This window comes from Brevibacterium aurantiacum (assembly GCF_003932995.1).
GTDB classification, from domain to species: domain Bacteria; phylum Actinomycetota; class Actinomycetes; order Actinomycetales; family Brevibacteriaceae; genus Brevibacterium; species Brevibacterium aurantiacum.
Genome location: NZ_CP025333.1, coordinates 999427 through 1023942 on the forward strand (window position 1 = coordinate 999427; position 24516 = coordinate 1023942).

The 24516-nt window shown below is 61.3% G+C and carries 17 protein-coding genes, 1 tRNA gene and 1 pseudogene; 9 read left to right on the top strand and 10 right to left on the bottom strand.

From position 1 onward, the window contains the following. Window positions 1–11: 11 nt before the first annotated feature. Window positions 12–2288, bottom strand: a complete 2277-nt coding sequence (locus CXR25_RS04570) for a DEAD/DEAH box helicase (protein WP_009883362.1) — start codon at window positions 2286–2288, stop codon at window positions 12–14. 55 nt (window positions 2289–2343) lie between these two features. On the opposite strand from CXR25_RS04570, the gene CXR25_RS04575 reads away from it, so the two are divergent. The 3 genes from CXR25_RS04575 to CXR25_RS04585 all read left to right on the top strand — a co-directional run bounded on the left by CXR25_RS04575 (window position 2344) and on the right by CXR25_RS04585 (window position 8360). Then, on the top strand, window positions 2344–4047 hold the full coding sequence (locus tag CXR25_RS04575) for a DUF7059 domain-containing protein (protein WP_240516276.1): 1704 nt from the start codon (window positions 2344–2346) through the stop codon (window positions 4045–4047). 135 nt (window positions 4048–4182) lie between these two features. Beyond that, on the top strand, window positions 4183–7038 hold the full coding sequence (gene topA / locus CXR25_RS04580) for a type I DNA topoisomerase (protein ID WP_096158378.1): 2856 nt from the start codon (window positions 4183–4185) through the stop codon (window positions 7036–7038). Window positions 7039–7295: 257 nt separating this feature from the next. Next, complete coding sequence (locus tag CXR25_RS04585) at window positions 7296–8360, top strand: GNAT family N-acetyltransferase (RefSeq protein WP_009883365.1); 1065 nt, start codon at window positions 7296–7298, stop codon at window positions 8358–8360. Between the two features lie 30 nt (window positions 8361–8390). Here CXR25_RS04585 and CXR25_RS04590 read toward each other — a convergent pair whose 3' ends face one another. Together CXR25_RS04590 and CXR25_RS04595 are read right to left on the bottom strand one after the other, a co-directional pair. Then, window positions 8391–8882 (bottom strand): GNAT family N-acetyltransferase, encoded by a 492-nt coding sequence (locus CXR25_RS04590; RefSeq protein WP_096158381.1) that lies wholly within the window; start codon window positions 8880–8882, stop codon window positions 8391–8393. A gap of 75 nt (window positions 8883–8957) precedes the next feature. Continuing rightward, window positions 8958–9692, bottom strand: coding sequence for a lipoate--protein ligase family protein (locus CXR25_RS04595; RefSeq protein WP_226823732.1), 735 nt, complete (start codon window positions 9690–9692; stop codon window positions 8958–8960). Between the two features lie 115 nt (window positions 9693–9807). On the opposite strand from CXR25_RS04595, the gene tmk reads away from it, so the two are divergent. After that, window positions 9808–12588 (top strand): dTMP kinase, encoded by a 2781-nt coding sequence (gene tmk, locus CXR25_RS04600; RefSeq protein ID WP_241211571.1) that lies wholly within the window; start codon window positions 9808–9810, stop codon window positions 12586–12588. Then, entirely contained in the window at window positions 12589–13746 is a 1158-nt protein-coding gene (locus CXR25_RS04605; RefSeq protein WP_101638786.1) for a DNA polymerase III subunit delta', read from the top strand. Window positions 13747–13749: 3 nt separating this feature from the next. On the opposite strand, the gene CXR25_RS04610 is transcribed toward CXR25_RS04605, so the two are convergent. Next, entirely contained in the window at window positions 13750–14841 is a 1092-nt protein-coding gene (locus CXR25_RS04610) for a M20/M25/M40 family metallo-hydrolase (RefSeq protein ID WP_226823730.1), read from the bottom strand. A 111-nt stretch (window positions 14842–14952) separates the two neighbouring features. Next, window positions 14953–15864, bottom strand: a complete 912-nt coding sequence (locus CXR25_RS04615) for a GNAT family N-acetyltransferase (protein ID WP_101638787.1) — start codon at window positions 15862–15864, stop codon at window positions 14953–14955. Between the two features lie 126 nt (window positions 15865–15990). Here CXR25_RS04615 and CXR25_RS04620 point away from each other — a divergent pair. Both CXR25_RS04620 and CXR25_RS04625 read left to right on the top strand, forming a co-directional pair. After that, a tRNA-Thr gene (locus CXR25_RS04620) sits at window positions 15991–16063 on the top strand. A 739-nt stretch (window positions 16064–16802) separates the two neighbouring features. Further along, window positions 16803–17081, top strand: coding sequence for a hypothetical protein (locus CXR25_RS04625; protein ID WP_101570681.1), 279 nt, complete (start codon window positions 16803–16805; stop codon window positions 17079–17081). Between the two features lie 194 nt (window positions 17082–17275). Here the strand turns inward: CXR25_RS04625 and CXR25_RS04630 are convergent, their stop codons facing one another. From CXR25_RS04630 to CXR25_RS04640, 3 genes are all read right to left on the bottom strand, one after another. Next, window positions 17276–18025, bottom strand: coding sequence for an ATP-binding protein (locus tag CXR25_RS04630; RefSeq protein ID WP_101570679.1), 750 nt, complete (start codon window positions 18023–18025; stop codon window positions 17276–17278). Beyond that, window positions 18022–19605, bottom strand: a complete 1584-nt coding sequence (gene istA / locus CXR25_RS04635) for an IS21 family transposase (protein WP_101638788.1) — start codon at window positions 19603–19605, stop codon at window positions 18022–18024. The genes CXR25_RS04630 and istA overlap by 4 nt, the downstream gene beginning before the upstream one ends. Before the next feature lie 384 nt (window positions 19606–19989). Next, window positions 19990–20589 (bottom strand): HIRAN domain-containing protein, encoded by a 600-nt coding sequence (locus CXR25_RS04640; RefSeq protein ID WP_101638789.1) that lies wholly within the window; start codon window positions 20587–20589, stop codon window positions 19990–19992. A 62-nt stretch (window positions 20590–20651) separates the two neighbouring features. Between CXR25_RS04640 and CXR25_RS04645 the strand changes: the two genes are divergently transcribed. Next, the gene (locus tag CXR25_RS04645; RefSeq protein WP_101570673.1) at window positions 20652–20954 is read left to right on the top strand and encodes a hypothetical protein; all 303 of its coding nucleotides are present in this window, start codon (window positions 20652–20654) and stop codon (window positions 20952–20954) included. Window positions 20955–21284: 330 nt separating this feature from the next. Here CXR25_RS04645 and CXR25_RS18940 read toward each other — a convergent pair. Then, window positions 21285–21512, bottom strand: a pseudogene (locus CXR25_RS18940) (IS1380 family transposase); the annotation flags it as partial. Window positions 21513–22247: 735 nt separating this feature from the next. Between CXR25_RS18940 and CXR25_RS04655 the strand changes: the two are divergent. Beyond that, window positions 22248–22769, top strand: coding sequence for a phospholipase A2 (locus CXR25_RS04655; protein WP_164513796.1), 522 nt, complete (start codon window positions 22248–22250; stop codon window positions 22767–22769). 421 nt (window positions 22770–23190) lie between these two features. Here the strand turns inward: CXR25_RS04655 and CXR25_RS04660 are convergent. After that, a protein-coding gene (locus CXR25_RS04660) for an IS3 family transposase (RefSeq protein ID WP_125178004.1) occupies window positions 23191–24383 on the bottom strand; the annotation gives its coding sequence in 2 pieces (ribosomal slippage) (window positions 23191–24092 and window positions 24092–24383; 1194 coding nt in all). Window positions 24384–24516 lie beyond the last annotated feature (133 nt).

Sequence of the window (24516 nt, forward strand, 5' to 3'; positions counted from 1 at the left end):
GAGGGAGAGCCTCAGCCCAGGACTGCTCTCAGCAGTCGCAGGGCCGCATCCTTCTCCAGGGGTTCATTGCCGTTGCCGCACTTCGGTGACTGCACGCACGAGGGACAGCCGTCGACACATTCGCACGCGGCGATCGCATCACGGGTCGCTGACAGCCACCCCTCGATGACCTCATATCCGCGCTCGGCGAATCCAGCCCCACCGGCCAGGCCGTCGTAGACGAAGACGGTGGCCATGCCGGTATCAGCGTGCAATGCGGTGGAGACACCGCCGATGTCCCACCGGTCACAGCCGGCGAACAGCGGCAGGAGACCGATCGAGGCATGCTCGGCCGCGTGAACGGCACCGGGCAGATCGGCGTGGATGATCTCAGCCTCGTCCAGCAGCGTCTGCGGAATCGTCCACCACACAGCCTTCGTCTGCAGAGTGCGTTCGGGCAGATCGAGCTCGTGCTCGGCGATGATCGCACCACCGCGCTTGGCTCGCATCCGGTAGGCGATGACGTGGTCCTTGACGTCGACGGTTCCGCTGCACACAGTCACCCCAGAAGACAGAGTCCGCTGCTGATCGGTGTCAACAATGTCGATCTCGGTCTGCGACCTGGCCTGCGTCGTGTAGTCGACGTCGGTCCGCTCGACGAGCGCAACATGATCCTCGAGATCAAGCTCAAGGACAGTGAAGTCCGCGCCCTGATGTGTATAGACGGCCCCTGGGTGAGCGCCGGTGAAGGCCCCGGACTCGTCAACGGTTCCCAGCAGTGCACCGGTGCTGGCCTCGACGAGACGGAACTGACCGCCCCCGCTGCCACGGATATCGGACATGTCCGCCGCGGACGAGTCCTTCGCCCAGAACCACCCGGTGGGCCGGGCTCGCAGAAGCTTGCGTTCGACCAGGTCTGCGAGAACCTCGGTGGAGTTCTCGGGGAAGTGGACGAGATCCGATTGCTGCAACGGAACTTCCGCGGCCGCGGCGCACAGGTGCCCGCTCAGCACGTGCGGATTGCCGGGATGGATGACTCCCGCATCGACGGGAGCATCGAAGATGACCTCGGGATGGTTGACGACGTAGGTGTCCAGCGGGTCGTCACGGGCGATGAATACCGCCATCCACCGCTGTCCCGCACGCCCGGCCCGACCAGCCTGCTGCCACAGCGATGCCAGGGTTCCTGGCCACCCGGAGATGATGACGAGGTCGAGGCCGGAGATGTCGATCCCGAGCTCCAGTGCATTCGTCGACGCCACCGCCAACAGTCGACCTGAGCGCAGTGCGGACTCGAGCAGCCTGCGCTCCTCGGCGAGGTAGCCGCCGCGATAGGCCGCAACCTTGTCCTTCAGCGAGTCATCGACCTGGCCCACCTGGTCTCGGACTGTTGATGCCAGAGCCTCGGTGCCACGGCGGGAGGCGATGAATGCGATCGACCGGTACCCGGCGCACATGGCGTCGGTGAGGATGTCAGCGGCTTCGACCAAACCGCTGCGGCGCTCGCCTCCGGGGGAGACCGGAGGCTCCCACAGTGCGAAGCTGCCCGAAGCTCGCGGAGAGGAATCCTGGCTCACCGCGTGGACGCTGCGTCCGGTGAGTTTGGAGAACGCCTGATCGGGGTTCGCCATCGTCGCGGAGGCCCCGATGACCACGGGATGAGCCCCATAGTGGGCGGCGATGCGCAGCAGGCGGCGCAGGATCAGTGCGACGTGGGATCCGAAGACTCCGCGGTAGCGATGAGCTTCGTCGATGACGATGTAGCGCAGCGATTTGAAGAGCCGGGAGAAGCGTTCGTGCTGCGGCAGGATCCCGCGATGAAGCATGTCCGGATTGGTGAAGATGATGTTCGCATGCCGCCTGGCCCAGTCCTTCGACTCCTGCGAAGTATCCCCGTCATAGGTGGCCGGGCGCATGCCTTGGACGATGAGCTTCTCCAGATTCGCCAACTGGTCTGCCGCCAAAGCCTTGGTCGGCGCGATGTAGATCGCCGAGGAGGTGCGCAGCTTCGCCCGGGTGGCCTGAATGGATTCGAGGACCGGCAACCAGAATCCCAGGGACTTCCCCGACGCGGTCGGAGTGGCGATGACGACGTCGGAGCCCTCGCGCGCGGCCTGTGCGGCTTCGAGCTGGTGATCCCACAGCTGATCCACGCCGATGGCGTGGCAGGCATGTTTGAGTTCCTCGTCGATCCAGTCCGGCCAGGCCGACTCATGTTCGAAGCGCTGTGGAATATCGCGCACGTGGACGATCCGTTCATCCCTGGCACCGAATCCGGTGACGATGTCGAGAAGAGCAGAAGAGGCCATGGCCTCAATTATGGCGCAGTCGGGGTCATCGGGGTGCAGTCGTTAGGATTTGGGTGTGAGTGAACTAGACATGACCCTCGTGGCAGACCGTCTCTATCGGGCCGGATACACCGTGCCCCGACTGCGCCAATTGTGGGGCGAGCCCATCGCCTCGGCAGTGGTGCGCAACAATGCGGCACCGGCGATCCACTGCTGCGAGAAGATTCTCAACTCTGCGCAGGCGCAGGAGCCATTCGACCAGAATCTGGCGGCCCTGGCCCTGCTCTTCCACTTCCATCGTGACGTCAGCACCGAAACTGCCCGTGCCGCTCTCGGCGACGATGCGTTCGACGTCGCCGTCGACCGGGGACTGCTCGTGGATGGCGCGAATGACGCCGCCGGCAAATATGACGCCGCCGAGGTGGGGGCTGAAGGATCCGTGTCCGCGCCGTTTGCGATCACTCCCTATGATCTGCCGGTCGGAGTTCCGCGCGGCTTTCGCCCCGGTGACGAGAATCTCTATCTGGTCAGCGACCACGGGACTCTCATCAATCCCGATGTCCTCGACGGCGACTTCGTACTCGGACTCGGTGGGGCAGGACGCACCCTCGTATCACTGACACCTCGCGAGCAGGTCAGTGTCTCCGCCGACATCGGCACCGGGTGCGGGATCCAGGCTCTGCTTCTGGCCCGCCACAGCGACCGCGTCATCGCCACCGACATCTCGGAACGGGCCCTGCACCTGACGGGGCTCAGCGCAGAACTCAACGGGGTGGGCAACATCGAACTCCGGGCGGGATCCATGCTCGAACCACTGCACGAACAAGTGGATCTGCTCGTATCCAACCCGCCCTTCGTCATCACCCCTCGTACGAACGTCACCACCTTCGAATACAGAGACGCAGGGATGACCGGCGACCGGCTCGTTCGGTCTCTATTCACTGCGATTCCCGACTCTCTCAAACCGGGCGGACGCTCAGTATGCCTCGGGAACTGGGAGACCACCTCGGCGAGGGAAGCAGGGCCAGAATCCTGGGTCACGGACCCGGACACCTCGGTGCTCGTCATCGAACGGGAGGGACTTGACCCCATCGCCTACGCGGAGACATGGATCCGCGATGGGGGCATCCCACGTGCCAGCGAGGAATGGAACGCTGCGACCGCAGCATGGATGGACGACTTCGCATCCCGAGATGTGAGCGAGGTCGTCTTCGGCTATGTCATCATGCACAAGCAGTCGGCCTCGGCTGAGGACGATCACGGCGACGAAGCTGCGCAGGCGACAGGTAACGATGTCCCAACGATTGCCGACCACGCGGGTGCCGGTGACTCTTCACCGTCGTCCTCAACGTTCAAGACCACGGTCAGGACCACCTCGGCGATTGCGAACAACCCGCACGGGCTCGGACAGTTCGTCGCCACCACGTTCGCGCTGAGGTCATGGCTGGCAACCGCCGGGGCCGAGGAGATCGCAAACACCGTATTCACCCGTTCCCCGGACCTCGTCGAGCACCGCCACCATGTGCCCGGAGAATCGGATCCGAGCTCGATCACCTTGGAGCAGGGGATCGGATTCGGGCAGGTCTTCGACCTCGACACCGCCCTGGCAGGATTCGTCTCCGTCGCCGACGGCAGCCTGAGCCTGAGGCAGACCGCGGTGGCTCTGGCCCAGCTGCTCGACGTCAATCCGACCGCGCTCGAAGACCAGCTCATCGCCCAGGTGAGGCAGCTCGTCGCCGCCGGTGCGCTGCTGCCCGTGAACGGTGGAAACCTGGAATAACGGTAGTATCGAAAACCGTTGCCGTTGAGGTTCACTGCATCAACCCGATGCAGGTCGAGCACGAACATCAGTGTTACATTGGGCCGGATCGTCCGTTTATTCGATCAACCGGCGCCGTGAGAGGAATGTGAAAGCGTGACCACAACCGAGAAGCAGCCCCGCCGTCTCGTCATCGTCGAGTCTCCGACGAAGGCGCGAACGATCGTTGGGTACCTCGGAGAGGGTTACGACGTTGAGGCGTCGGTCGGCCACATCCGCGACCTTCCCACCCCGTCCGAGCTCCCGGCAGACATGAAGAAGGGACCGTACGGCAAATTCGCCGTCGACGTCGACAACGACTTCGATCCCTACTACCGGGTCGACCCTGGCAAGAAGAAGAAGGTCACCGAACTCAAGCGCCTCCTCAAGGACGCCGACGAACTCTATCTCGCAACAGATGAGGACCGCGAAGGTGAGGCCATCGCCTGGCACCTTCTCGAGGTTCTCAAGCCGAAGATCCCCGTCAAGCGCATGGTCTTCCACGAGATCACTCCCGAGGCCATCGAACGGGCTCTGGAGAACACTCGTGAGATCGACACCGCTCTCGTCGACGCACAGGAGACCCGCCGCATCCTCGACCGCCTCTACGGCTACGAGATCTCGCCCGTCCTGTGGCGCAAGATCCGCGCCGGCCTCTCCGCCGGACGTGTCCAGTCTGTGGCAACCCGCCTCGTCGTCGAACGCGAACGCGAACGCATGGCCTTCGTCTCCGCCGACTACTGGGACCTCGATGTCGACCTGGGGCTGCCCGACGGCACCAGCCCGTTCGCAGCGAACCTTGCGACCCTTGACGGTGCTCGCGTGGCCTCCGGCCGTGACTTCAACGACAAGGGTGAGCTGAAGAACTCATCGGCCACCGTCGTCGACCAGGCCAGGGCTGAAGCATTGGCCACAGAGCTCAACGGCACCGCGAAGGACGCGCTGACGGTCACTGCCGTCGAGTCGAAGCCCTATTCGCGCAAGCCTGCGGCACCGTTCACTACCTCGACCCTGCAGCAGGAAGCCGGCCGTAAGCTGCGCATGAGTGCGCGTCAGGCCATGCGCACTGCCCAGTCGCTGTACGAACACGGTTACATCACCTATATGCGTACCGACTCCTCGGCGCTGTCGGGCCAGGCGATCTCCGCGGCACGGAAGCAGGTGACCGAACTCTACGGTCCCGAATTCGTTCCGCAGTCGCCTCGCACCTACTCGGGCAAGCAGAAGTCGGCGCAGGAGGCCCACGAGGCGATCCGTCCCTCCGGTGACTCCTTCCGCACCCCGGCCCAGGTCTCGAAGTCACTCAGCGGCGACGAGTTCCGTCTCTATGACCTGATCTGGAAGCGCACAGTCGCCAGCCAGATGGCCGACGCCAAGGGCAAGACCGCAACCATCAAGGTCCGTGCCGACCTCGCCGACGGCCACGAAGCCGGCTTCAGCGCCAGCGGCACCGTCATCACCTTCCGCGGATTCCTCGCCGCCTACGAAGAGGGCACCGACGCCGGACGCTACGACACGAAGTCCGGCGAATCACGCCTGCCGCAGGTCGACGAAGGACAGTCGCTGTCGGTGGTCAAGGCCGAAGCCGACGGTCACACGACAGCCCCACCACCGCGCTTCACGGAAGCCAGCCTGGTCAAGCAGCTCGAAGAGCTCGGCATCGGCCGTCCTTCGACCTACGCTGCCACGATCTCCGTCATCCAGGACCGCGGCTACGTCACCTCCCGCGGCAACGCCCTGGTGCCCAGCTGGTTGGCGTTCTCCGTCGTGCGACTCCTCGAGGAGCACTTCACCGGTCTCGTCGACTACGCCTTCACCGCCGATCTGGAATCCGAACTTGACCGGATCGCCATGGGCGAAGAAGATCGCAAGGCCTGGCTGGCCCGCTTCTACTTCGGCGACAAGTCTCAAGATCGCGATGGGCTCAAGGAAGTCGTCGATGACCTCGGCGACATCGATGCCCGCGAGGTCAACACCGTTCGCATCAGTGAAGGCGTGAACCTGCGCGTCGGCCGCTACGGTCCATACCTCGAAGTCCCGGCCTCCGAAGAGGGTGCAGACCCGAAGCGCGTATCTGTGCCTGAGGACTTGGCCCCGGACGAGTTGACTGCGGCCAAGGCCGCTGAACTCATCGAATCCCAGGGCGACGGTGACCGTGAACTGGGAGTCGATCCTGAGAGCGGACACACGATTGTGGCGAAGAACGGGCGTTTCGGCCCGTACGTCTCCGAGGTTCTGCCTGAGCCTGAAGAGAAGCCCAAGCGTGGGGCCAAGAAGCCGAAGCCACGCACCGGCTCCCTGTTCAAGTCCATGGACCTGAACTCGATCGACCTCGAGACTGCGCTGACTCTGCTCAGCCTGCCTCGCGTCGTCGGCCAGGACGAAGAGGGCACCGACATCACCGCTCAGAACGGCCGCTATGGTCCGTATCTGAAGAAGGGCACCGACTCACGGTCGCTGACCGAGGAAGATCAGATCTTCAACATCACCCTCGACGAGGCGCTGAAGATCTACGCCCAGCCGAAGCAGCGTGGTGGGCGTCAGGCAGCGGCACCGCTGAAGGAACTGGGCGAGGACCCCATTTCGAAGAAGCCGGTCGTGGTCAAGGACGGTCGCTTCGGCCCCTACGTCACCGATGGCGAGTTCAACGCAACCCTGCGCAAGGACGATTCGGTCGAGTCGATGGACATCAGCCGTGCCGCCGAGCTCCTCGCGGAGAAGCGTGCAAAGGGACCGGCAAAGAAGAAGGCGCCGGCTAAGAAGACTGCGGCTAAGAAGACTGCGGCTAAGAAGGCTCCTGCGAAGAAGTCGACCGCAGCCAAGACAAGCACAGCGAAGAAGACCACGGCGAAGGCTCCGGCTAAGACCGCTGCCAAGTCGACTGCTGCGAAGTCGACGACGGCGAAGAAGACGACTGCTAAGTCGACAACCGCGGCCAAGAAGTCCACGACTGCGAAGCCGAAGACTCCCTGAGGCCGGTGCTATAGTTAGTTTCGGTGCTCTGAGCTCCGGAAGTTCTGGGTCGATTCCTCTACGGAGGATCGGCCCTTTTCTTCTTCGACTCGCAATGTTCAGTCTTCTACCGGCACGGGTCACGCTGGGTGGACGTTTTAGGCTGGTGCCAGAGCGTGAATTCAGCTCAAATCGTCCGCCTAAGACGCACATACACCGTCCACTGAAGCGGTACCTCGAATCTACCCAGCCGATCTCAGACAACGGAGTCCGACCCAATGGCACCTGCACCAGCGATCTCGATCCGCCTCAACGACCCTGCTGACGACGATGCGTTCCATGCGTGGCACGAGGTGTTCGCTGCGGCGAGTTCCCACGATCGAGGACCTGACGCTCCGGTGTGGCCCGAAGCTGAGCTCAGTGCCGAACTGCGCACGCAGCGAACCTCGTCGATGACGGAGCTCTACCTCGTGCGCAGTGCGACGGAGGCCGATTCAGCGATCGGAGCAATCGCGCTGACGATGCCGCTCAGCGACAACCGGCACAGAGTCGACGCCGGACTCTACGTCGACCCCGGATCCCGTCGCCGAGGTGTCGGCTCCGCGATGCTCGAATTCGTTCGTTCACGCACCAAGGAGTTGGATCGTCGGGTGATCTCTTCGGAAGTATTCCGACCGTTCAGGACCAGCGAAGCAGACTCCAGGTCTGAAGATGTCGAGACCACGGCGCCCGGGATCGCGTTTGCCGAACACCATGGATTCACCTTCGCCATCGGAGACCTCCGCAGTGAGTGTCCTCTGCCAGTGGACTCCGCCCTCGTTCGCACGATCGCCAGGGAAGCACGACCATTCCACGAGGGTTTCGAGTTCCACTCCTGGTCCGGAGATGTGCCGGAGGAGTTCGTCGAGCAATGGGCTCTTATGGAGGGTCTCATCGAAACTGAGGCGCCCACGGGAGTGCGCGACGTTGAACCCGAAGCCACCTCGGCGGCAGACATCCGCGAACAGGAGGCCATCTTCGCAATGCAGGGGCGGACAAGCTTCGCAGCGATCGCTCTCGACTCTTCCGGAGACATCGCAGCCTACACGCAGCTGGTCCATTCGTCGGTCGAAGCCATGGTCTACCAGTGGGGGACCCTTGTCCGCGACCAGTATCGGGGTCATCGGCTCGGGGCAGCAGTCAAAGCTGCCGCCGCGCACGAGTTCTCACAGTCGGGCCTGGAGGCCCGAGCGATCATCACCTACAACGCAGAAGAGAACGAGCACATGCTTGCGATCAACCAGAGACTGGGATTCCGCCCAGTCGAGCGGATCGAAGAGGTCGAACTCAACCTCGACGCGTGAGGCTCAGACACAGTCGGGACTGCCTACCGTCTACTGTCCCGCCGACTCTGCTGCGAACGAGCGCAGCGCCTCACCATCGAGACGGAAGGTCTCCCATTCGTCCTGAGCCTTTGCACCCAGCGAACGGTAGAAGCCGATTGAGGGCTCGTTCCATTTGAGAACGCACCACTCGAGTCGAGTCAGACCCCGTTCCTGGCAGATCTGGGCCAAGTGACCCAGCAGCGCCTTGCCCGCCCCATTTCCGCGGTGATCGGGATCGACGAATAAGTCTTCGAGCCAGATCCCATTCTTCCCAGTCCAGGTGGAGAACGAGTGGAACCAGATCGCGATGCCGATGATCTGTCCGTCCACCTCGGCGACGAGGCCATAGGTGCTCGGATGCCCATCGGCGGGAAACATCACCGCAGCGAAATCGTCTTCGGTGGCCTCGACCGCATCGGGCTCCTTCTCATACACGGCCAGGGCTTGGACCAGCCGGAGGATGTCGGGCAGATCGTCCTTCGTCGCCTCGCGCACATTCATCGGGTCATCGTCTCCAATTGCTTCGGTGTCGCAGTACAGGGTCGCAGTGCAGGGGTCGTCATGGAGTAGGTGCCGTCACAGCACGTGGGTGCCGATCTTGTCGGGCAGCGCTGCGAGTTCGGCGGCTGTGGGCTCACCGGGCGTGTGCGGATCGGCGTGGGCATAGTAGGAGGCGAACGCCTCGGCGACGGTGTCGATCGTGACCTCGGGGTGGACTTCTCTGATCGACCCACCAGTGGCCGGATCCCACTCGATGCCCAGGGCCGCCTCGACGTCGGTGAGGACGGAACGGATGGGATCGGGATCCTCGACGATCACGGATGAGGAGAACAGCCACGCGCCCGAGACCACTCGCTGTGCGGTTCCGATCGCCTTGATCCGACCGGCCACATTCACGCTGTGCTCACCGGGGCAGTACTCCCCAGGAATCTCGCCGAGGCGGGCGTCGACTCCGATGCCACGCAGAACCTCGACGTAGTCCTGCCCAAAGGCGGAGAACCTCGCCGTGGTGTCTTTGATGAACGCATCACTGGGTTCGATGTGATCGATGACCAGCGATCCCCGATGATAGGCGGCAGCTCGCCCGCCGAGGCTGCGCAGAGCTGGCGTGAAACCGTGATCCTTCGCCGCTTCGATTGCTGCGGGGAACCCGGGAAGGAACCGATCTCTGGCCCCGAAGGCCAACGTCGGTGCTGGCCTGTACATCCGCAGCGTTGCTCCTCGGGTGCCGTGCTTGACCGAGTCGAGGAGGACCCTGGCAAAGGCAAGTTCCTCGATCGGACCCAAGCCGGTCGTTGCTACTGCTGACATCGATGTTCGCGTTATGTGCACGCAATCAAGAGTAGAGGATCAGACATCGGTGAGAAGAGATCCGGTCTGTTCCAAGAGATATGTCAGTCGCGGCAGATATTGTAGGTCTGTGAGTATGTTGACGACTACAGGACATCGACTTCCCGGAGCCCCTGGCCGGTTGGTTGCCGAGACCGCAGCCTGGGGCGCATTGATCGTACTCGTGGCGATCAGCTATGTCGTGGCGGGCACCAGCGGTTTCTTCGCCACGATCGGCGGGCGAGCCTTCACCGCGATGGCCGACAGCCTGGCTGCGGGAGGCTTCGACAACCAGCTGGGAAGCCTGTCTCTTCTCATCGTCTTCGTCCTCGCCGGAGCCGGACTCTTCATCCCGCAGAAGATCTTGGCGAGCAAAGGGCCAGCCGTCCGCAAACTCGCCCTCAGCATCGCCGCTGTCGTTGAGGCCGGACTGCTCATCGTCCTCAGCCTTGCCCCGAGCGCCTGGCTGACCTGGGTTACCGCTCTGTTCCTGGGTGCCGTCGTCGGCCTGCTGATGAGCATCAACCCCTTCACCAACGAGAAGCCATGGCGTCGGGTCGGCATTCCCGCGGCACTCCTCGTCTTCGTCTCCTTCTCTTTCCAGATCATCGGCGGCTCTGCCGCAGGCACACAAGCGCTGGGCTGGACGAGCCTCCTGGTGGGCATCGCCATGGCTGTCGGTGCCGTCATCATCTTCCTCACCCCCGAGCGAGCCCTCCACGCGGAATCGGCGACGACGGGCGCATTCCCTTCGATCAAGGCCCGCGTGGCCAGACCGGCCGCGAATATCGCGATGCCGTGGGTGTGCATCGCCCTCTTCGCGGTGCTGGGAACCACAGTCATTCTGGCGCAGCCGACCGCCGTCCAACACAGCTTCGGCCAAGCCGGCTTCGCCCTCATGATTGCGTCCTGCCTCGTGGGTTGGGCCATCGGCTTCGAAATGGGTCCCACCTTCGCGCCCGGAATGTCGAGGCCGCGCGTGTCCGCGTTCGCCCTGACCGTATCGGGGATCCTCTTGATCGCCACGGGCGCCATCAACGAGCTTTCCGGCAAGTTCGTCCTCACCGCCGTCATCGCCTTCCTCGTCGGAATCGGCGTGCGCTCACAGCCCTATGACTTCTCTCGCCGGATCGGAGCCGTCGGTGGTGCTGTCGTCGCGCTCATCCTCAATGCTGTTGACTTCGGCGTCACCATCCCGGTCGGCTCGGCCATGGAATGGATGCTGGCACCCAGCGACGTGGCGTTCGGAATCATGGGACTGGCAACTCTGGTCGCCGGAGTCATCGGTCTCTTCATCTTCGACCCCCATGGTCTCCAAGGACTGTCCGTCGATATCGTTCACGGATTCCGTCCGCCCAGCGCCGCTGAGAACGGTGCCAACGACGGCATCGGAAACTCCGCGGAACGTCTGGGAGCCGGATTCTTCATCGCCATTGAGGGCGGGGACGGTTCGGGCAAGAGCACACAGATCAAACGGATTTCACAGACGCTGGCCGATGAGGGCCACAATGTCGAAGCGACCCGCGAACCAGGTGGGACAGAACTGGGACGACAGATCCGTTCGGTGCTCTTCGACTCCGAACCTCCGAGCTCCCGCACCGAGGCTCTGCTCTTCGCCGCCGACCGTGCCCACCATGTGGCCTCATTGGTGGATCCGAGCCTCGACGCCGGCAGCATCGTCATCACCGACAGGTACATCGATTCGACGATCGCCTACCAGGCCGCTGGTCGCAACTTCGATCCGAAGACAATCCTGGCGCTGAGCAAGTGGGCGACTCAGGGACTCGTCCCGCACCTGACGATCGTCCTCGACATCGACCCCGAGACTGCCGCGGCCCGGATGGGCAAACGCGGTGAGAGCAACTACCTCGACGAGGAAGACCAGCAGTTCCACCAGCGAGTGCGTCAGACCTACCTGACCCGTGCACACAAGGAACCCGCTCGCTACGTCGTCCTCGACGCCTCGGTGTCCGAAGACGAACTGACTGCCGAAATCCTCACCGCCATCCGGACCCGCCTGCCGCGCAAGGTAAGCAGTGTGTCCGAATCCGAGGCAGGCGCTGCCACCGGTAAGTCCACCGGCGCCGAGGTGGCCGGAAGCCATCCGTCCCAGGCAGCCGTCGGCGGCCCGGCCGAGGAATCGGAAGACGGAGCATCGACTACCGCCGACGAGGCGGTCGCGCCCGAGCCCGGAGCCCGATTCGTTCCGGCCTCGAACGAACGGTTCTTCCCGCAGGCCGCTGACCGTCGCGAATCCGAAGAACGCAATGACGGGGTCGAAACGGAAAGAGTCGACCTCGGCGCTGACCTGCGAGCCCCAGATGTGCAGGGTGATGACGAAGCAGCCACGACGGTGCTTCCGGCTCACGCAAGCAAACCCGAGTTCGAAGCCGAACCCGAGTCCGAGGTCGCACCTCGGTTCGAGTCCGAAGTTGCAGCCGAAGCCGAACCCGAGTCCGAAACCGAATCCGACGAGGATGCGGCCACTACTGTGCTGCCAGCCCGCGGAATCACACCGAGTGCACCCTTGGCCGATGACGATGACGATGACGATGACGATGACGATGGTGATGAGGACGCTGTGCCGACGAATGAGATCGCACGGCCCGATTCCGAGGAAGCAGAAACCCGGGTGGTCAGTCAGGTCGACCGTGGTAACGAGGACGGGACACCGCCGAGGACCGATTCTCAGCCAGCAGGCGGGACCGATGCGGGGGATGAAGACGCCGCGACAACAGTTCTGCCCGTGCGCACCGCCCGACAGATGAGTCGAGAGCGACTGCAGGCCCAGGCGGAGATCGAACGTCAGGCACGTGAGCGCCTGCGTAAGCAGCGCGAACGCAACCACCAGCGCTTCAACAACCCGGAAGGTCACTGAGTGAGCGTCTTCAATGAGCTCGTCGGCCAGGACGACGTCATCACCCAGCTCGAGTATGCACTGCACTCGCCGGGCGCGATGACCCACGCCTGGCTGTTCACCGGCCCTCCGGGGTCGGGTCGTTCCAATGCGGCTCGAGCCTTCGCCGCGGCACTGATCTCAGGCGGTGAAGAACCCAATGACGTCACCGCACGCGTACTCAAAGGCCATCACGAATCGCTGACGATCATGTCGACTCAGAAATCGGTGATCACCATTGACGAAGTGCGAGAACTGGTGACGAAAGCACAGTCTGCTCCGGTCAATTCCCCGTGGCGAGTCGTCATCATCGAAGACGCAGATCGGATGAGCGAACGTACGGCCAACGTCTTACTCAAGGCCATCGAGGAACCGCCTCCAGCCACAGTGTGGCTGCTGTGCGCGCCCAGCCCCATCGATGTTCTCACCACGATCCGTTCTCGGTGCCGGCCCGTCCGCCTGCGCATTCCCTCTCGGGATGCCGTGGCCAAGCTCCTCATCGAACGTGATCACATCGATGAGGACAGGGCTAAGTGGGCGGCCGCAGTCGCGCAGAACCACATCGGTCGGGCCAAGTACATGGCGCTCAATGAATCCGCCGGTGAGGAGCGCAAACAGATCCTCGCGATCCCAGGGAAGCTGACCTCTGTCGGGGCGACTATCCGCTTGGCGGGACGCATCGTCGATGAAGCCGCGGAGACCGCGAAGTCTCGGGTCGAGGAACGCAATGCCACGGAACGAACCGATCTGATGGCGACTCTGGGCATCGAATCGGAGAAGTCCATCCCACCCTCGGCAAGATCCCAGATCAGGAAGCTTGAGGAAGAGCAGAAACGCCGATCAGTCCGCGCCCGCAACGACGAACTCGACCGGATCTTCCTCGAACTCATGAGCCTCTACCGGGACATCCTCATGCACCAGTTGGGGATCCGCGACGGGTGGATCAACGCTGGCGAAGGCGACCTCATCTCCGAACAGGCGAATAGGGACGGACCTGACACGACTCTGCTGCGCATCGACGCTATCACCGAGGCGAGACGACGATTGCAGACGAACATGTCGCCTGTGCTCATCGTCGAATCAGCGTTCGTGCTGCTGTCGAACCCCTGGCTGCTCGAGGACCGCACAGGGGCACTCTGAGGTTCAGTCCTCGTCGAGGAGCTCGCCGACCAATGCGGTGGTGAGCTCGACTCGGCGAGGAATCCACACCTGCAGGGCGTGCTCTGTCCTTGCGTGCGACCCGCCGCCCACTGTGCCGAGTCCGTCAATGGTCGGAGTTCCGACACCGGCTGTGAAATTACCGTCCGACCCACCGCCGACGGCAACGGACCGCAATGGCGGGTGCCCCAAGTGGGCGCTCAGCCGTTGGGCTCGGGCGTAGAGACCCAGTGCCATCTTCTCCTCCAGCGGGGCCCGGTTGATTCCGCCTCTGACATCGACCTTGGCTCCGGCCACAGTAGGGGAGAGGGAGCTGAGAATGCCGTCGATACGCTCCTGTTCCGCCACCGAGGCAGCGCGGGAGTCGACGCCGACAACAGCCTTGGCCGGCACAGTGTTCGTCGTCGAACCGCTGTGCATGACGGTCGGTACAACCGATGTGCCCACGGACGGATCATGCAGCTCAGCGATCTTGACGACCTGATTGGCCACTTCGATTGTGGCGTTGATGCCCTTCTCCGGTTCGACCCCGGCATGGGCGGCGAGACCGGTGACTTCGAGGGAATAGATGGCAACGCCCTTGCGAGCGATCTTCACTGCCCCGTCGGGTGCGCCGCTTTCGAAGACCAGTGCCGCCTTGGCTCCACGGGCTTCGTCCTCAATGATCTGACGTGAACCGGGGGAGCCGAGCTCTTCGTCGCCGGTCATGAGGATGCTGACGCCATCGAGACTCCCGCGCTGTTGGCGTAGTCGCGCCATGGCATAGAGAGCGATGAGCAGGCCGCCCTTCATGTCGTCAGCGCCTGGTCCACGTACGACACCGTCCGCAACCGAATAGGGAAAATCGGCGAGAGTGCCTGTCGGCCATACGGTGTCATGGTGACCGATGAGCACAACCTTGCGAGGTCTGGTGCCGAAGCGCCACAGCACGTGCGGGTGAGAATCGGTTTCGATGAGGTGAGGAGCTGCCCCGAGAAGACCAGTGCCGATCCGCGAAACCAGCTGAGCACTGCGGGCCAGTGATTCGGGGTCCTGGGAGAACGACTCACATTCGATGAGCGTCTGGAAATCACTCATGAAGTCCTTCGAGTCGAACTCGACCACGTGCGTCACCCTTTTCTCTCTTCGAATGTCTGTCTCCACCAGGTTAACGGGTGCGGTGTCCCTGAAACGTCAGTGCACGGTGCTTCACCTGTTTCGTCGAAGATCCCTCACCTCGGTGCGGGGAGCGAAGCCAGCGGATGAGTACGCGGCGACAGCGGCCACATTCGAACTCTCCGTGCCCACCGCTGCTGACGAAGATCCCAACTGTTGCAGGGCTCTTGCCGCAGCGATCGCCATGGCCTTCCCGTAGCCGTGACCCTGGTGGTCACGGTGCACAGCCAACGGCTCGAGCAGCCCTGGCCGGTTCGGACCTGCGGACCACACCGTCGTCACTGCAACCGGCTGGTCTGAGTCGTCATACCCCAGCAGACTCTGTGCCCACGAGGAGAAAGGGCCAGACATCATCGTGTGCCACCGTTGGACGAATCGCTGTTTGTCGTCCACGGTGTAGGGCATACCGCGGAATGCTGACCAATGAACGGCAGTCCATGCCTCAGCGCTATCCGGCCCGGCAACCTCCACCCGGAGGTCGGGTTCCTCAACTGGCAGATTCAGGTCACGATTCAGAGGCGTCCACGGCTCGTCTGCCTCCCATCCGCGTTCTGCCAACCGAGCAACGAGGCAGGTTGCTCCTCGAGCCTCGACGATTGCCGATCCTTTCCCGAAGACGGCGTTGTCTAGGGGAGGGACAGCGCTGTCTGACGGGTCGATGTCGGATTCGATCTGTTGTGCCAAAGAGTCGTCATGGCTGAAGTCCGGGTCCACGGCCAGGCGCAGAAGGTCTTCCCCGTCCAGCAGTCCGATTGCCAGGACCTTGTCGTCGCACCGCCAGATCCGCATTGCTTGAGCTGTAGCTTCGGAGTCTCTCAGCGAATACCAGCCGAGGTCGCCTGTGTGAAGATGGAGCGGTCCGTCGTCGGTCTGCCAGCTGTCGAGCACGGCGCCGATGCTGGGAAGTTCTGCGGCCGTTGGAACGGCCATCTGTGCGGTGCTCATGTTACTCCTGAAGTGCGAAATGAATGAGCGGAGAAGCCCAGCATATGTGAGTTGCGTTACGTACTGAAGTCTCAGTCATTCTCCTTTTGACCAGGAGTCCTGGTTTTGGCTAAAGTTAGGTCGGTTGCCGCCTTAGCTCAGTCGGTAGAGCGATTCACTCGTAATGAATAGGTCGGGAGTTCGATTCTCCCAGGCGGCTCAGCACATCCCCTCCCGCCAGGCTTGACGGTCTGGGGGAGGGGATTTTACTTGCCTGAAGCCGGTCAGGAATGCGGTTACGAGGCGCTTTGAGACCATTCGTCGAGCATGCCACGACGGACTCAGTGCCGAAATTGTGGTGCAGCGCGTATAGTTTCGTGGTCGTGCCGACCTCCGAATGTCCCAGTTGGGCCGACGCCAGCGCTAGTCCGGCTGGCGTGAAAAAGGTCGTACCGATGGTGTTTCTGATCGTCCTCGGCGTCATCCAGCCGAACTTTGCACGCCGAACTCAAACTGGGCCCAAATCAAACTTCGCCTACTCCAGCTACTAACTCCGGCTCCCATCTCCATGCTCTGCGCAAAAATGCGCACACTGCCTACCCCGAAGACTTCGAGACCTTCTGGACCATCTACCCCAAGAACATCGACAAACGCCGAGAACATGAAACATGGGAGACCGCGAGCAAGCGAGCAGACCCAGAGCCCATCGGCTCTTGAGCCGAGGACTACCGCGACGAGCCCAACCGGGAAGACACGTACACAAAGAACACGGCAATATGGGTCAACGCCGACGTGTGGATCAACGACTCACCATCAGATCGGGCACGACCAACGGGGCGGGTAGAGCCCCGCACATTCGACCAATTGCGGCACGAGACCAGAACCTCGCACTCCGGTCACGAATCAAAGCTGAAGAAAAGGGGAGACGACCCAGGGCAAAGACAGCTCGGAGCTTAACCATGGACCTACTGCGATTCATTGCCGACCACGACGGCCGCACACTCAACGAAGACGACCTCGACGCATGGGTGTACCCAGTCGACGAGATCCCCATAATCCTCGCCGACGACTGGAGAGTAGCGATCTCCAAGCACTATGCCGGCGAAGGTGCCGCCCATGCCCGGCCCGGCGACATCCTCGCCGAAACAAAAAGGATCCGCGACCGACGCACAGGTACACGCCGACCCCAGCTTGAGTCGAATCCGCAGCGCGTGCCCTGCCCGCCGGAACTCCGTTAGGAGAACAGGAAAGCATCATGATTGCGCTCATCATCACCGTAGCCGTCGTGCCTGCCGCTGTCCGGGCCGCAATTGAGTATTCGATGGTGTGAGCGCCACTGACTATTGCGGTTGAGCGCCACCCGATATTGCCTTTCAGCGCCACCGGGTCGTGGCGGTGAGCGCCAGCCGGACACCGACACTCACCGACAGGGTCAGCCCGTGATCGAACCGACGTGCTCGCGCATGTTCATCTCCCCAGTCGTGATCCAGATCGTGTTGTGAACGATACGATCCATGATCGCATCCGCGTGGACACCGGACCCGAGCAGTTGATGCCAGTCCTTCTTCGCATACTGGGTGCAGAACACCGTCGATGTCGTATCGTAACGACGTTCAAGGAGCTCGAGCAGCATCGAACGGACATCGTCATCGGGTTCGTCGAGCAACCATTCATCGATGACTAATAGCGTGAACGCCGAGTATTTGCGCAACCATTTTTCCCGACCGCCCGGCTTATCCTGCGCAGTGGCCCACGATTCTTCAAGATCGGGCATGCGAATGTAGTAGGCACGGTAGCGATGCTGACAGGCCTGCTTCGCCAGCGCCGACCCCAGATACGACTTGCCAGACCCGGTGAACCCCTGGAACACGACATTTTGCTGCCGGGTGATGAACGAGGCGGTTCCGAGTTGGGCGATGACGTCACGGTCGAGGCCGCGCTGGTCGATCAACGCGATCCGACGCAGATCCGCATCGGGATATCGCAGTCCAGCCCGGCGGATGAGCCCCTCGACTTTCGCATGGGTGAAGGTGGCATGAGCGTCATCGACAGCGAGCTGGATGCGCTCTTCGAATGGCATCCCCAGGGTGAGAGCGTCGTCTTGGGCATCGAATGCGCTCAGCAGGCTTGCTGACCCCATTTCACGCAGTTTCCGTTTCGTTTCGTCATCGAGACGAGTCATCGTTGTCCTCCTGCGTAGTAGTCTGCTCCACGAACGAAACCGACCGTGGACGTTGGTCCAGCAGCGGGCAGCCCGGACGGTTCAGGACTTCGTCTGCGCTTGCTGGCCGGCATGTCTTGCCCACTGTCGAGAATCGGCCGCAAATGCGCATACCGTGGTGATCGAATCCGACCCGATAACGCGATGCCAGCGGCTGCTTCGACTCGCTTAGGAGAGAATCGGCGAGACAGGCGCAGCACTGCCAGTGCCGCGTTCAGTCCCTGTTCCTCAACGGGCACGGACTCGAAGATCCGGTTGATCACCGTCGTCGTGTCTTGTCCGATACGAGCTGCCCATTCCCGCACGCGAGGCCCGTCCCATTGTTGATACCTCTCACCATGGGACAGGTCGCCATCGTGGGTGTGATGGGTGTTGATGACTCCTGCCGGCGGAAGCAGGTGACTCGAAAGCCGCGTGTGCCCGTCGAAGATCTCGACTGTCGTTTCCGTGATCCGTAAGTCGACGCTGGAGCCGACATGCGCATAGGGCACGGAGTAGAAGTTCTTCTCGAACACCACGTGTCCGTCTTTGCGGACTTTCCTCCCATAGATCCAGCGGCTGATCTCATAAGCAACCGCCGGCAGCGGTCGCAGCAGTGGCCGTTCCTCGGCGTCGAAGATCGATGCTCGTGATCCGGGGCGTTTCTGAAACGGCTGGGCGTTATAGGCCCGCATTCGTTCATAGATCGCCTCACGTAGCTGAGGCAGTGTTCGAAAGGTCTGTCCGCGCAGTGCCGCGATGACCTGGGTGGCGATATTGCCGACCGTGTTTTCAACACTGGCCTTGTCCTTGGGTTTCCTGACTCGGCCCGGCAGGACGGCTGCCGAATAGTGTGCAGCCAGCTCACGATAGGCATCATTGAGGATGATCTCTCCTTCCCGAGGATGGGAGATCACGCCGGTCTTGAGATTGTCGGGCACGATTCGGGGCACGCTGCCGCCGAACCAGTCGAACATCGCTATATGCGCCCGCAGCCAGGTGGCCTGTTTCATATCCAGGGCCGGTTCAACAAACGCGTAGCGCGAGAACGGCAGGCAACCGACGAAGAGAAAGACTTTCGTCTGTGTGCCCGCGAGCGGGTCGGCAAGCGTCATCGTTTTGCCCGACCAGTCGACTTCGACGCTTTGGCCGGCCTTGTGTCCGACTCGAGAGGCCAGGCCGGAAACGAGGACATGGCGTTGGTAGTTTTTACAGTACCGGTCATAGCCCATCGCCGGCGAGTCTGTGGTGGCGCAGGCGTCACGGTACTCGCTATGCAATAGTTTCAAGGTCACCCCGACGCGAGCGAGTTCGCGGTGGACTTCACTCCAATCAGGTTGGGCGTAGACACTCTCATGCTGGCCACGGCCCGGAAACAGTCGAGCGTAGACATCGGCATCCGGCATCCCGGCTACCTCGTCGTAGGACAGCCCCACGGCGTCAGCGGCGGCGATGACGGCGTCGACGGAATGTCTCGACATGCCCTGAGCGGCGATCTGGCGGCGAGAGAGTCCTTCAGATCGGAGGCGAAGCACCAACTTCGCTTTGATTTTGCGTACCATTCGTTTTGCTCCTTCTACCGCGTGAGTGGCCACGCAGTAGAAGGAGCCTAGAAACAGGTGGCGCTGAAGTCGAATATTCGGGGGCGCTCACGACGCCGGTCGACACCCAAGACAGGTGGCGCTCAAAGACGAGCGCAGTGGCGCCCAAGAAGCCGAATATTCACGCAATCCTCCTTGAATAACATTATGGGTGTCATGGGCGACCCGAAAGCGCCTAGAACGGGCGCACAGCGCTTCAACCTCACCAAACGCTTGGGCTGAAACGGAACCTCACCAACCACGTGTCAGGACTGAGAAAAGTCCCGTAGGTGAGGACAAGCTACAACCATGAAAGAGATATATAGTCGAGGGCGAAACGCGATCGCAGCGGAGCATCGACGGTTGCTACAGATCCAGCTCCTCAGCGACGTCGACCGGCAGGATCGCGATTGTAATTCCTTCTCTGCCCATGACCACCCCGACGAACTCTTCGCCGGCATCGAGGGGCTTCGCGAGACGCCGGGCGAATCCTTTGTTGACGTAGCCGTAGATGTGTTTCGAGCCGGGATGAGCAACAGCTATTGCGTTGGGATCGGACTTGTTCCCGGGCTCCCTGCGAAGGTGAATGCGATCGCCAACCTTCAATCGTGCGGCTGGATAGTTCTTCCACCCTCGAACGTTCAGGTACAAGATGCCCAATCTTGCCAGCGCCAGGTTGCCGGGGGAGGGCTGCTTACCGGACTCTTCACTCACGAATCGGAACTCACCGTCGCGGCGCTCAACTCGGAAGGCGAGCGTTTTAGCGGAGTCATGAACCAGTTCGGAATCAGCTTCTTCTTTCGAAAGCCACGTGTCGCTGGTAGCCGAAGCGCTGCTTTTGGTCAGATCGGAGGTATCCAGTGCGGCGGCGTCGACAGGCTGTTGAAGACTCGATGTCTTGAGGAATTTCGCCACCAACCAGCATATGAGGGCAATGCCGAAAAGGATGCCGACTATTTCCCACATGAGGTGACCTCCGTGTCTACCGTTTTCCGAACTATAGCCGAAGTCGTCGTAGAGGAGAAGCTATGAGCTGGGTCGGGAAGGCCGAAGATCACGCCAGCGCTCACCACACCTATGAGCACCTTGGGTACGGCGAGAACATGCGGATCCACAAGGTGTTCGTCGAGGGTGCGAAGTGGCAGCGCGATCAACTCCGGACCGACGAGGCAGTCGAGCGGATGGCGCAGGGGATACTCGCCACCTTCGCGGAAGTCATAGAAGCACAGGACAGGCGACTCCCGCCCACTACGGACGTGCAGCGCCGCCATGCCGAGAAGTACGCCCGTGCCGCAATCAAAGCACTTGTCGGAGAGGAGTCACGACCATGAATGAATACTTGAACGTCCTCGACTACATCACTCGCCGCTACGGGCCCGGCCCGAACCGCCACTGGTGGGGCATCGCACACCGACGTTGGCTACTCGACAGCGGACGATACGTGCGATCAGGGGAGCAACGCAGCGCACGCGCAGGGACGCCGGCAGGACTGCGTGTCGTCGGGGAGGCAGGTGCGGAACTGGTGAGACTTCGCCGCTTCGATCAATGAAGCGTGTGACGACATGGGAACCCGTTGTCGAGTTGTTATTCATCTGGTCGCTCCACCCCTGCGGCATGGTGGAAGACTCAGACTCAACGTCGAGACCAACGGAGATGAACAGCTTCATACCGCCGGTGCGGTTGCGGTTCATATCATCGATGCTGTCGGCCCCGGCGAGCATCCCGGCTACCAGGGACATGACTTTCCCACCCGGATTGGCTCCCTTGTCAGTGGGGATATGCACGCGGTCGGCCACAGCCCTTGGCAGGCCTGTGTCTTGGGCGAGTTTCACCAACGGGATCAGCACAGTGTCGGCGATGAGGCGTTCATCGTCGAAGGTGTGGGACAGGCCGGTGGGAGTGTGATTGAATAGCACCAGCGAGGTGCTCCTTCCTCGTGGGTATTTAGGACTTAAGACATCACTATTTTCCCACGTCAGAAGGGGCATTTCCATTTTATCTGGTTGCCAATACCGCCCCAATCATCGGCGGATCAGGGCTAAAGGGTCGAAATGTTCTTTCCACCGCTCCTCATAGGTGAAAAGACGTTCAGCTAGCCTCGAGGACATCAGGCGCCTGGTCGCCCTTACACCGCAATCTCATGCATTCGCGTCCCACAAGCGTCCTTTGCGTCACCAGTGCGGATGGAACTGATTCCGCCTCGATTCGCTCACTGAACAGTCGTACCTTCTGCGGTCTGGGGTGAAGTCTGAGTCTCGACCGTTGTGTTGTGGCTTTCCGGTCTAGCGTTCCCCACAGATAGCAGAGTTCGTCGCCCTCCGCCATATGTCGATAGTGCAACAGATTCGGGCCAGTCTCCTGAACAAGTGGCTAGTGTCGGGCATTGCTTCAAGCGCAGGGTGAGAAGGTTGCTGATCGTGGGCATATTGCTGAAGTCTTGATTGAGAAGTGGGACAAGGCGGGAAGGCTATGTTCTTGAAATACGATCTAATTCATGACCACTGTCTCCTTGTGAAGCGGGTGAGTTTTATTGAAATCTACCTCATAAGTATGAAGACAGCTTGTCAAGAGTATGTAAGACTGGAGCTGAAGCACACCCTATGACCTGGAAGGACGTATCCCGCATGAGAACAGCAATGAGAGCATCAACCTTCGTGGTCTCAGGACTGTGCGCGTTGTCGATGATGGTCGGTATGGGCGCTATACCGTCATCAGCGGTTGAAGCTCGCGGTCCAAATCAAGCGTCAATTGAGGATCTGCATTTGGCACTGGAGGATCTCAAAAAGGTAGATCCTGATTCAGTCGAAGGTGACATTTCCGAGGAGGCCCTCACGGACGAGTACAGCAGAGGTGGCCTGGTCGCATATGGCAAGCCGAACGGATGCTCCACTCCTAAATCACTTGATAAGGCTGCCAAGAAGTGGAACAAAGTTTTCAAGAGCGTCTGTAATAGCCACGATAAATGCTATTCAAAAAATTCGAGTAAAGATCGTAAAACATGCGACAAGGACTTCAGGTCCTCGATGTACAATGTGTGCGGTTTTCGGAAAGACATGAAGACCTGCAAGAAGGTTGCGAATGTATATTACGCAGGAGTTCGCGCGGGTGGCTGGAGAACCTATGAAGGAAAGGGTAAAAACAATTGATTCCCTACACTAAGTCTGCGAAAGTCATTTTTGTAACACTGCTCTGTGTTACGGGAGCACTCGTCCTCTATAGTCTGGGAGTGTCAATCTGGTCACTTGTCGGAGAAGAGGGATGGGTAGCTAAGTCAGCGTGGGCCGTATTCAGCTGGATTGTCACATTCCCATTCCTGTTGGCACTGGCAATTTGTTCCATCGCTCTTTCGGCTACCAAGAGATCTAGAAAAGCAAAATATCTTGCGCGAAGGTCACCTGGAAATGTCTAAGTGATCAATTGCGCAGGAGTCCCCGCCAAGTATCAGCGTTGGCGGGGACTTTTTGTGTTCAGAATGATGATTTTGTCGAAGAGATTGTTTGCATGTAGAAACGCTGGAAACGGTGCGCTCAGGGGGGACTGATGCAAGGAGAGGTGTCAGTGTGAGTGTCATGCTGCCAAGGCAGCTCGCTCTATGATTGCTTCGTACTCAATCGGTGTCAAACGACCCAACCGGGCTTGTCGTCGGCGGCGGTGATACGTCCGCTCGATCCACGTCACGATCGCGATCCTCAACTGGTCTCTGGTCGCCCATCGGTGGCGGTCGAGCACGTTCTTCTGCAACAGCGCGAAGAAGCTCTCCATCGCTGCGTTATCGCCAGCCGCGCCGACTCGTCCCATCGACCCGATGATGCCATGACGGGCCAAAGCCCGAGTGAATTTCTTCGATCTGAATTGGCTGCCGCGGTCGCTGTGCGTCACGCATCCGCCAACGTCACCACGCCTGGTCACAGCCATCTCGAGGGCATCGACAGCCAACCGGGCCTTCATCCTCGAACTGATCGAATAGCCGACGATGCGCGAGGAGTAGGCGTCCTTGACCGCGCAGAGGTACAGCTTGCCCTCATTCGTATGGTGCTCCGAAACGTCGGTCAACCACAGCTGGTTCGGGCCATCAGCTCGAAACTCGTGCCGGGTCTTCCCGTCGGCATCGACAACCGCGCATAGATCGTCGTGGACCGGTGGTCCCGGCTTCTTCCCGTTCTTCGCCCGGCCCTTACCGAAGGCGGAGAACCAGTCATTGGACGAACACAACCGCCACGCAGTGCGTGCCGCCATGGGCTGGCCGGACGCTTCGGCTTCGTCGGCGAGGTATCGGTACCCGAACTCGGGATCATCGCGGTGGGCATCGAAGAGCGCATTGGCCCGGTATGCCTCAACGAGATCGGTATCAGGGACAGGTGCGGCCAGCCACCGGTAGTAGGGCTGGCGGGAAAGCTTCAAGACCCGGCACGACACCGCCACGGGGATCCCGTCGACGGCGAGCTCTCTCACGAGCGGGTAGAGCACAATTGATCAGCAGGATTCGCCTGCGACAAATACGCGGCAGCACGGCGCAGGACCTCGTTCTCCTGCTCAAGCAGACGATTGCGCCGACGCATCTCTCGTAGTTCGGCGGACTCGTCGCTGGTGTTGCCGGGTTTGTTGCCGGCATCGATTTCTGCTTGGCGGAGCCATTTGTTGATGGTGCCTTCGTGGACTCCGAAGTCCTTGGCGATCTGTCCGATCGTCGTCTTGGAATCCCTGGTCTGGACGACGCGGATGACGTCGTCGCGGAATTCTTTCGGGGAGGGCTGTGGCATGATGTCTATCCTTCCAGGCTTGCCTATGAACAAGCCAGATCAGATGTCACCTAACCCTGCATCAGTCCCTTGTCCCCAATGGTGCGACCGTGTACGTCGAACAGACTGTCGCGGTGAACGGGCTATGAGCACC

Excerpts from the sequence above, each read along its gene's own strand:
- CXR25_RS04630 (WP_101570679.1), bottom strand. The coding sequence starts at position 18,025 with ATGACTCGTCTCGATGACGAAACGAAACGGAAACTGCGTGAAATGGGG.
- CXR25_RS04645 (WP_101570673.1), top strand. The coding sequence starts at position 20,652 with ATGAGCTGGGTCGGGAAGGCCGAAGATCACGCCAGCGCTCACCACACC.
- tmk (WP_241211571.1), top strand. The coding sequence starts at position 9,808 with ATGTTGACGACTACAGGACATCGACTTCCCGGAGCCCCTGGCCGGTTG.
- CXR25_RS04585 (WP_009883365.1), top strand. The coding sequence starts at position 7,296 with ATGGCACCTGCACCAGCGATCTCGATCCGCCTCAACGACCCTGCTGAC.
- istA (WP_101638788.1), bottom strand. The coding sequence starts at position 19,605 with ATGGTACGCAAAATCAAAGCGAAGTTGGTGCTTCGCCTCCGATCTGAA.
- CXR25_RS04570 (WP_009883362.1), bottom strand. The coding sequence starts at position 2,288 with ATGGCCTCTTCTGCTCTTCTCGACATCGTCACCGGATTCGGTGCCAGG.
- CXR25_RS04625 (WP_101570681.1), top strand. The coding sequence starts at position 16,803 with ATGGACCTACTGCGATTCATTGCCGACCACGACGGCCGCACACTCAAC.
- CXR25_RS04615 (WP_101638787.1), bottom strand. The coding sequence starts at position 15,864 with ATGAGCACCGCACAGATGGCCGTTCCAACGGCCGCAGAACTTCCCAGC.
- CXR25_RS04590 (WP_096158381.1), bottom strand. The coding sequence starts at position 8,882 with ATGAATGTGCGCGAGGCGACGAAGGACGATCTGCCCGACATCCTCCGG.
- CXR25_RS04640 (WP_101638789.1), bottom strand. The coding sequence starts at position 20,589 with ATGTGGGAAATAGTCGGCATCCTTTTCGGCATTGCCCTCATATGCTGG.
- CXR25_RS04655 (WP_164513796.1), top strand. The coding sequence starts at position 22,248 with ATGAGAACAGCAATGAGAGCATCAACCTTCGTGGTCTCAGGACTGTGC.
- CXR25_RS04610 (WP_226823730.1), bottom strand. The coding sequence starts at position 14,841 with ATGAGTGATTTCCAGACGCTCATCGAATGTGAGTCGTTCTCCCAGGAC.
- CXR25_RS04595 (WP_226823732.1), bottom strand. The coding sequence starts at position 9,692 with ATGTCAGCAGTAGCAACGACCGGCTTGGGTCCGATCGAGGAACTTGCC.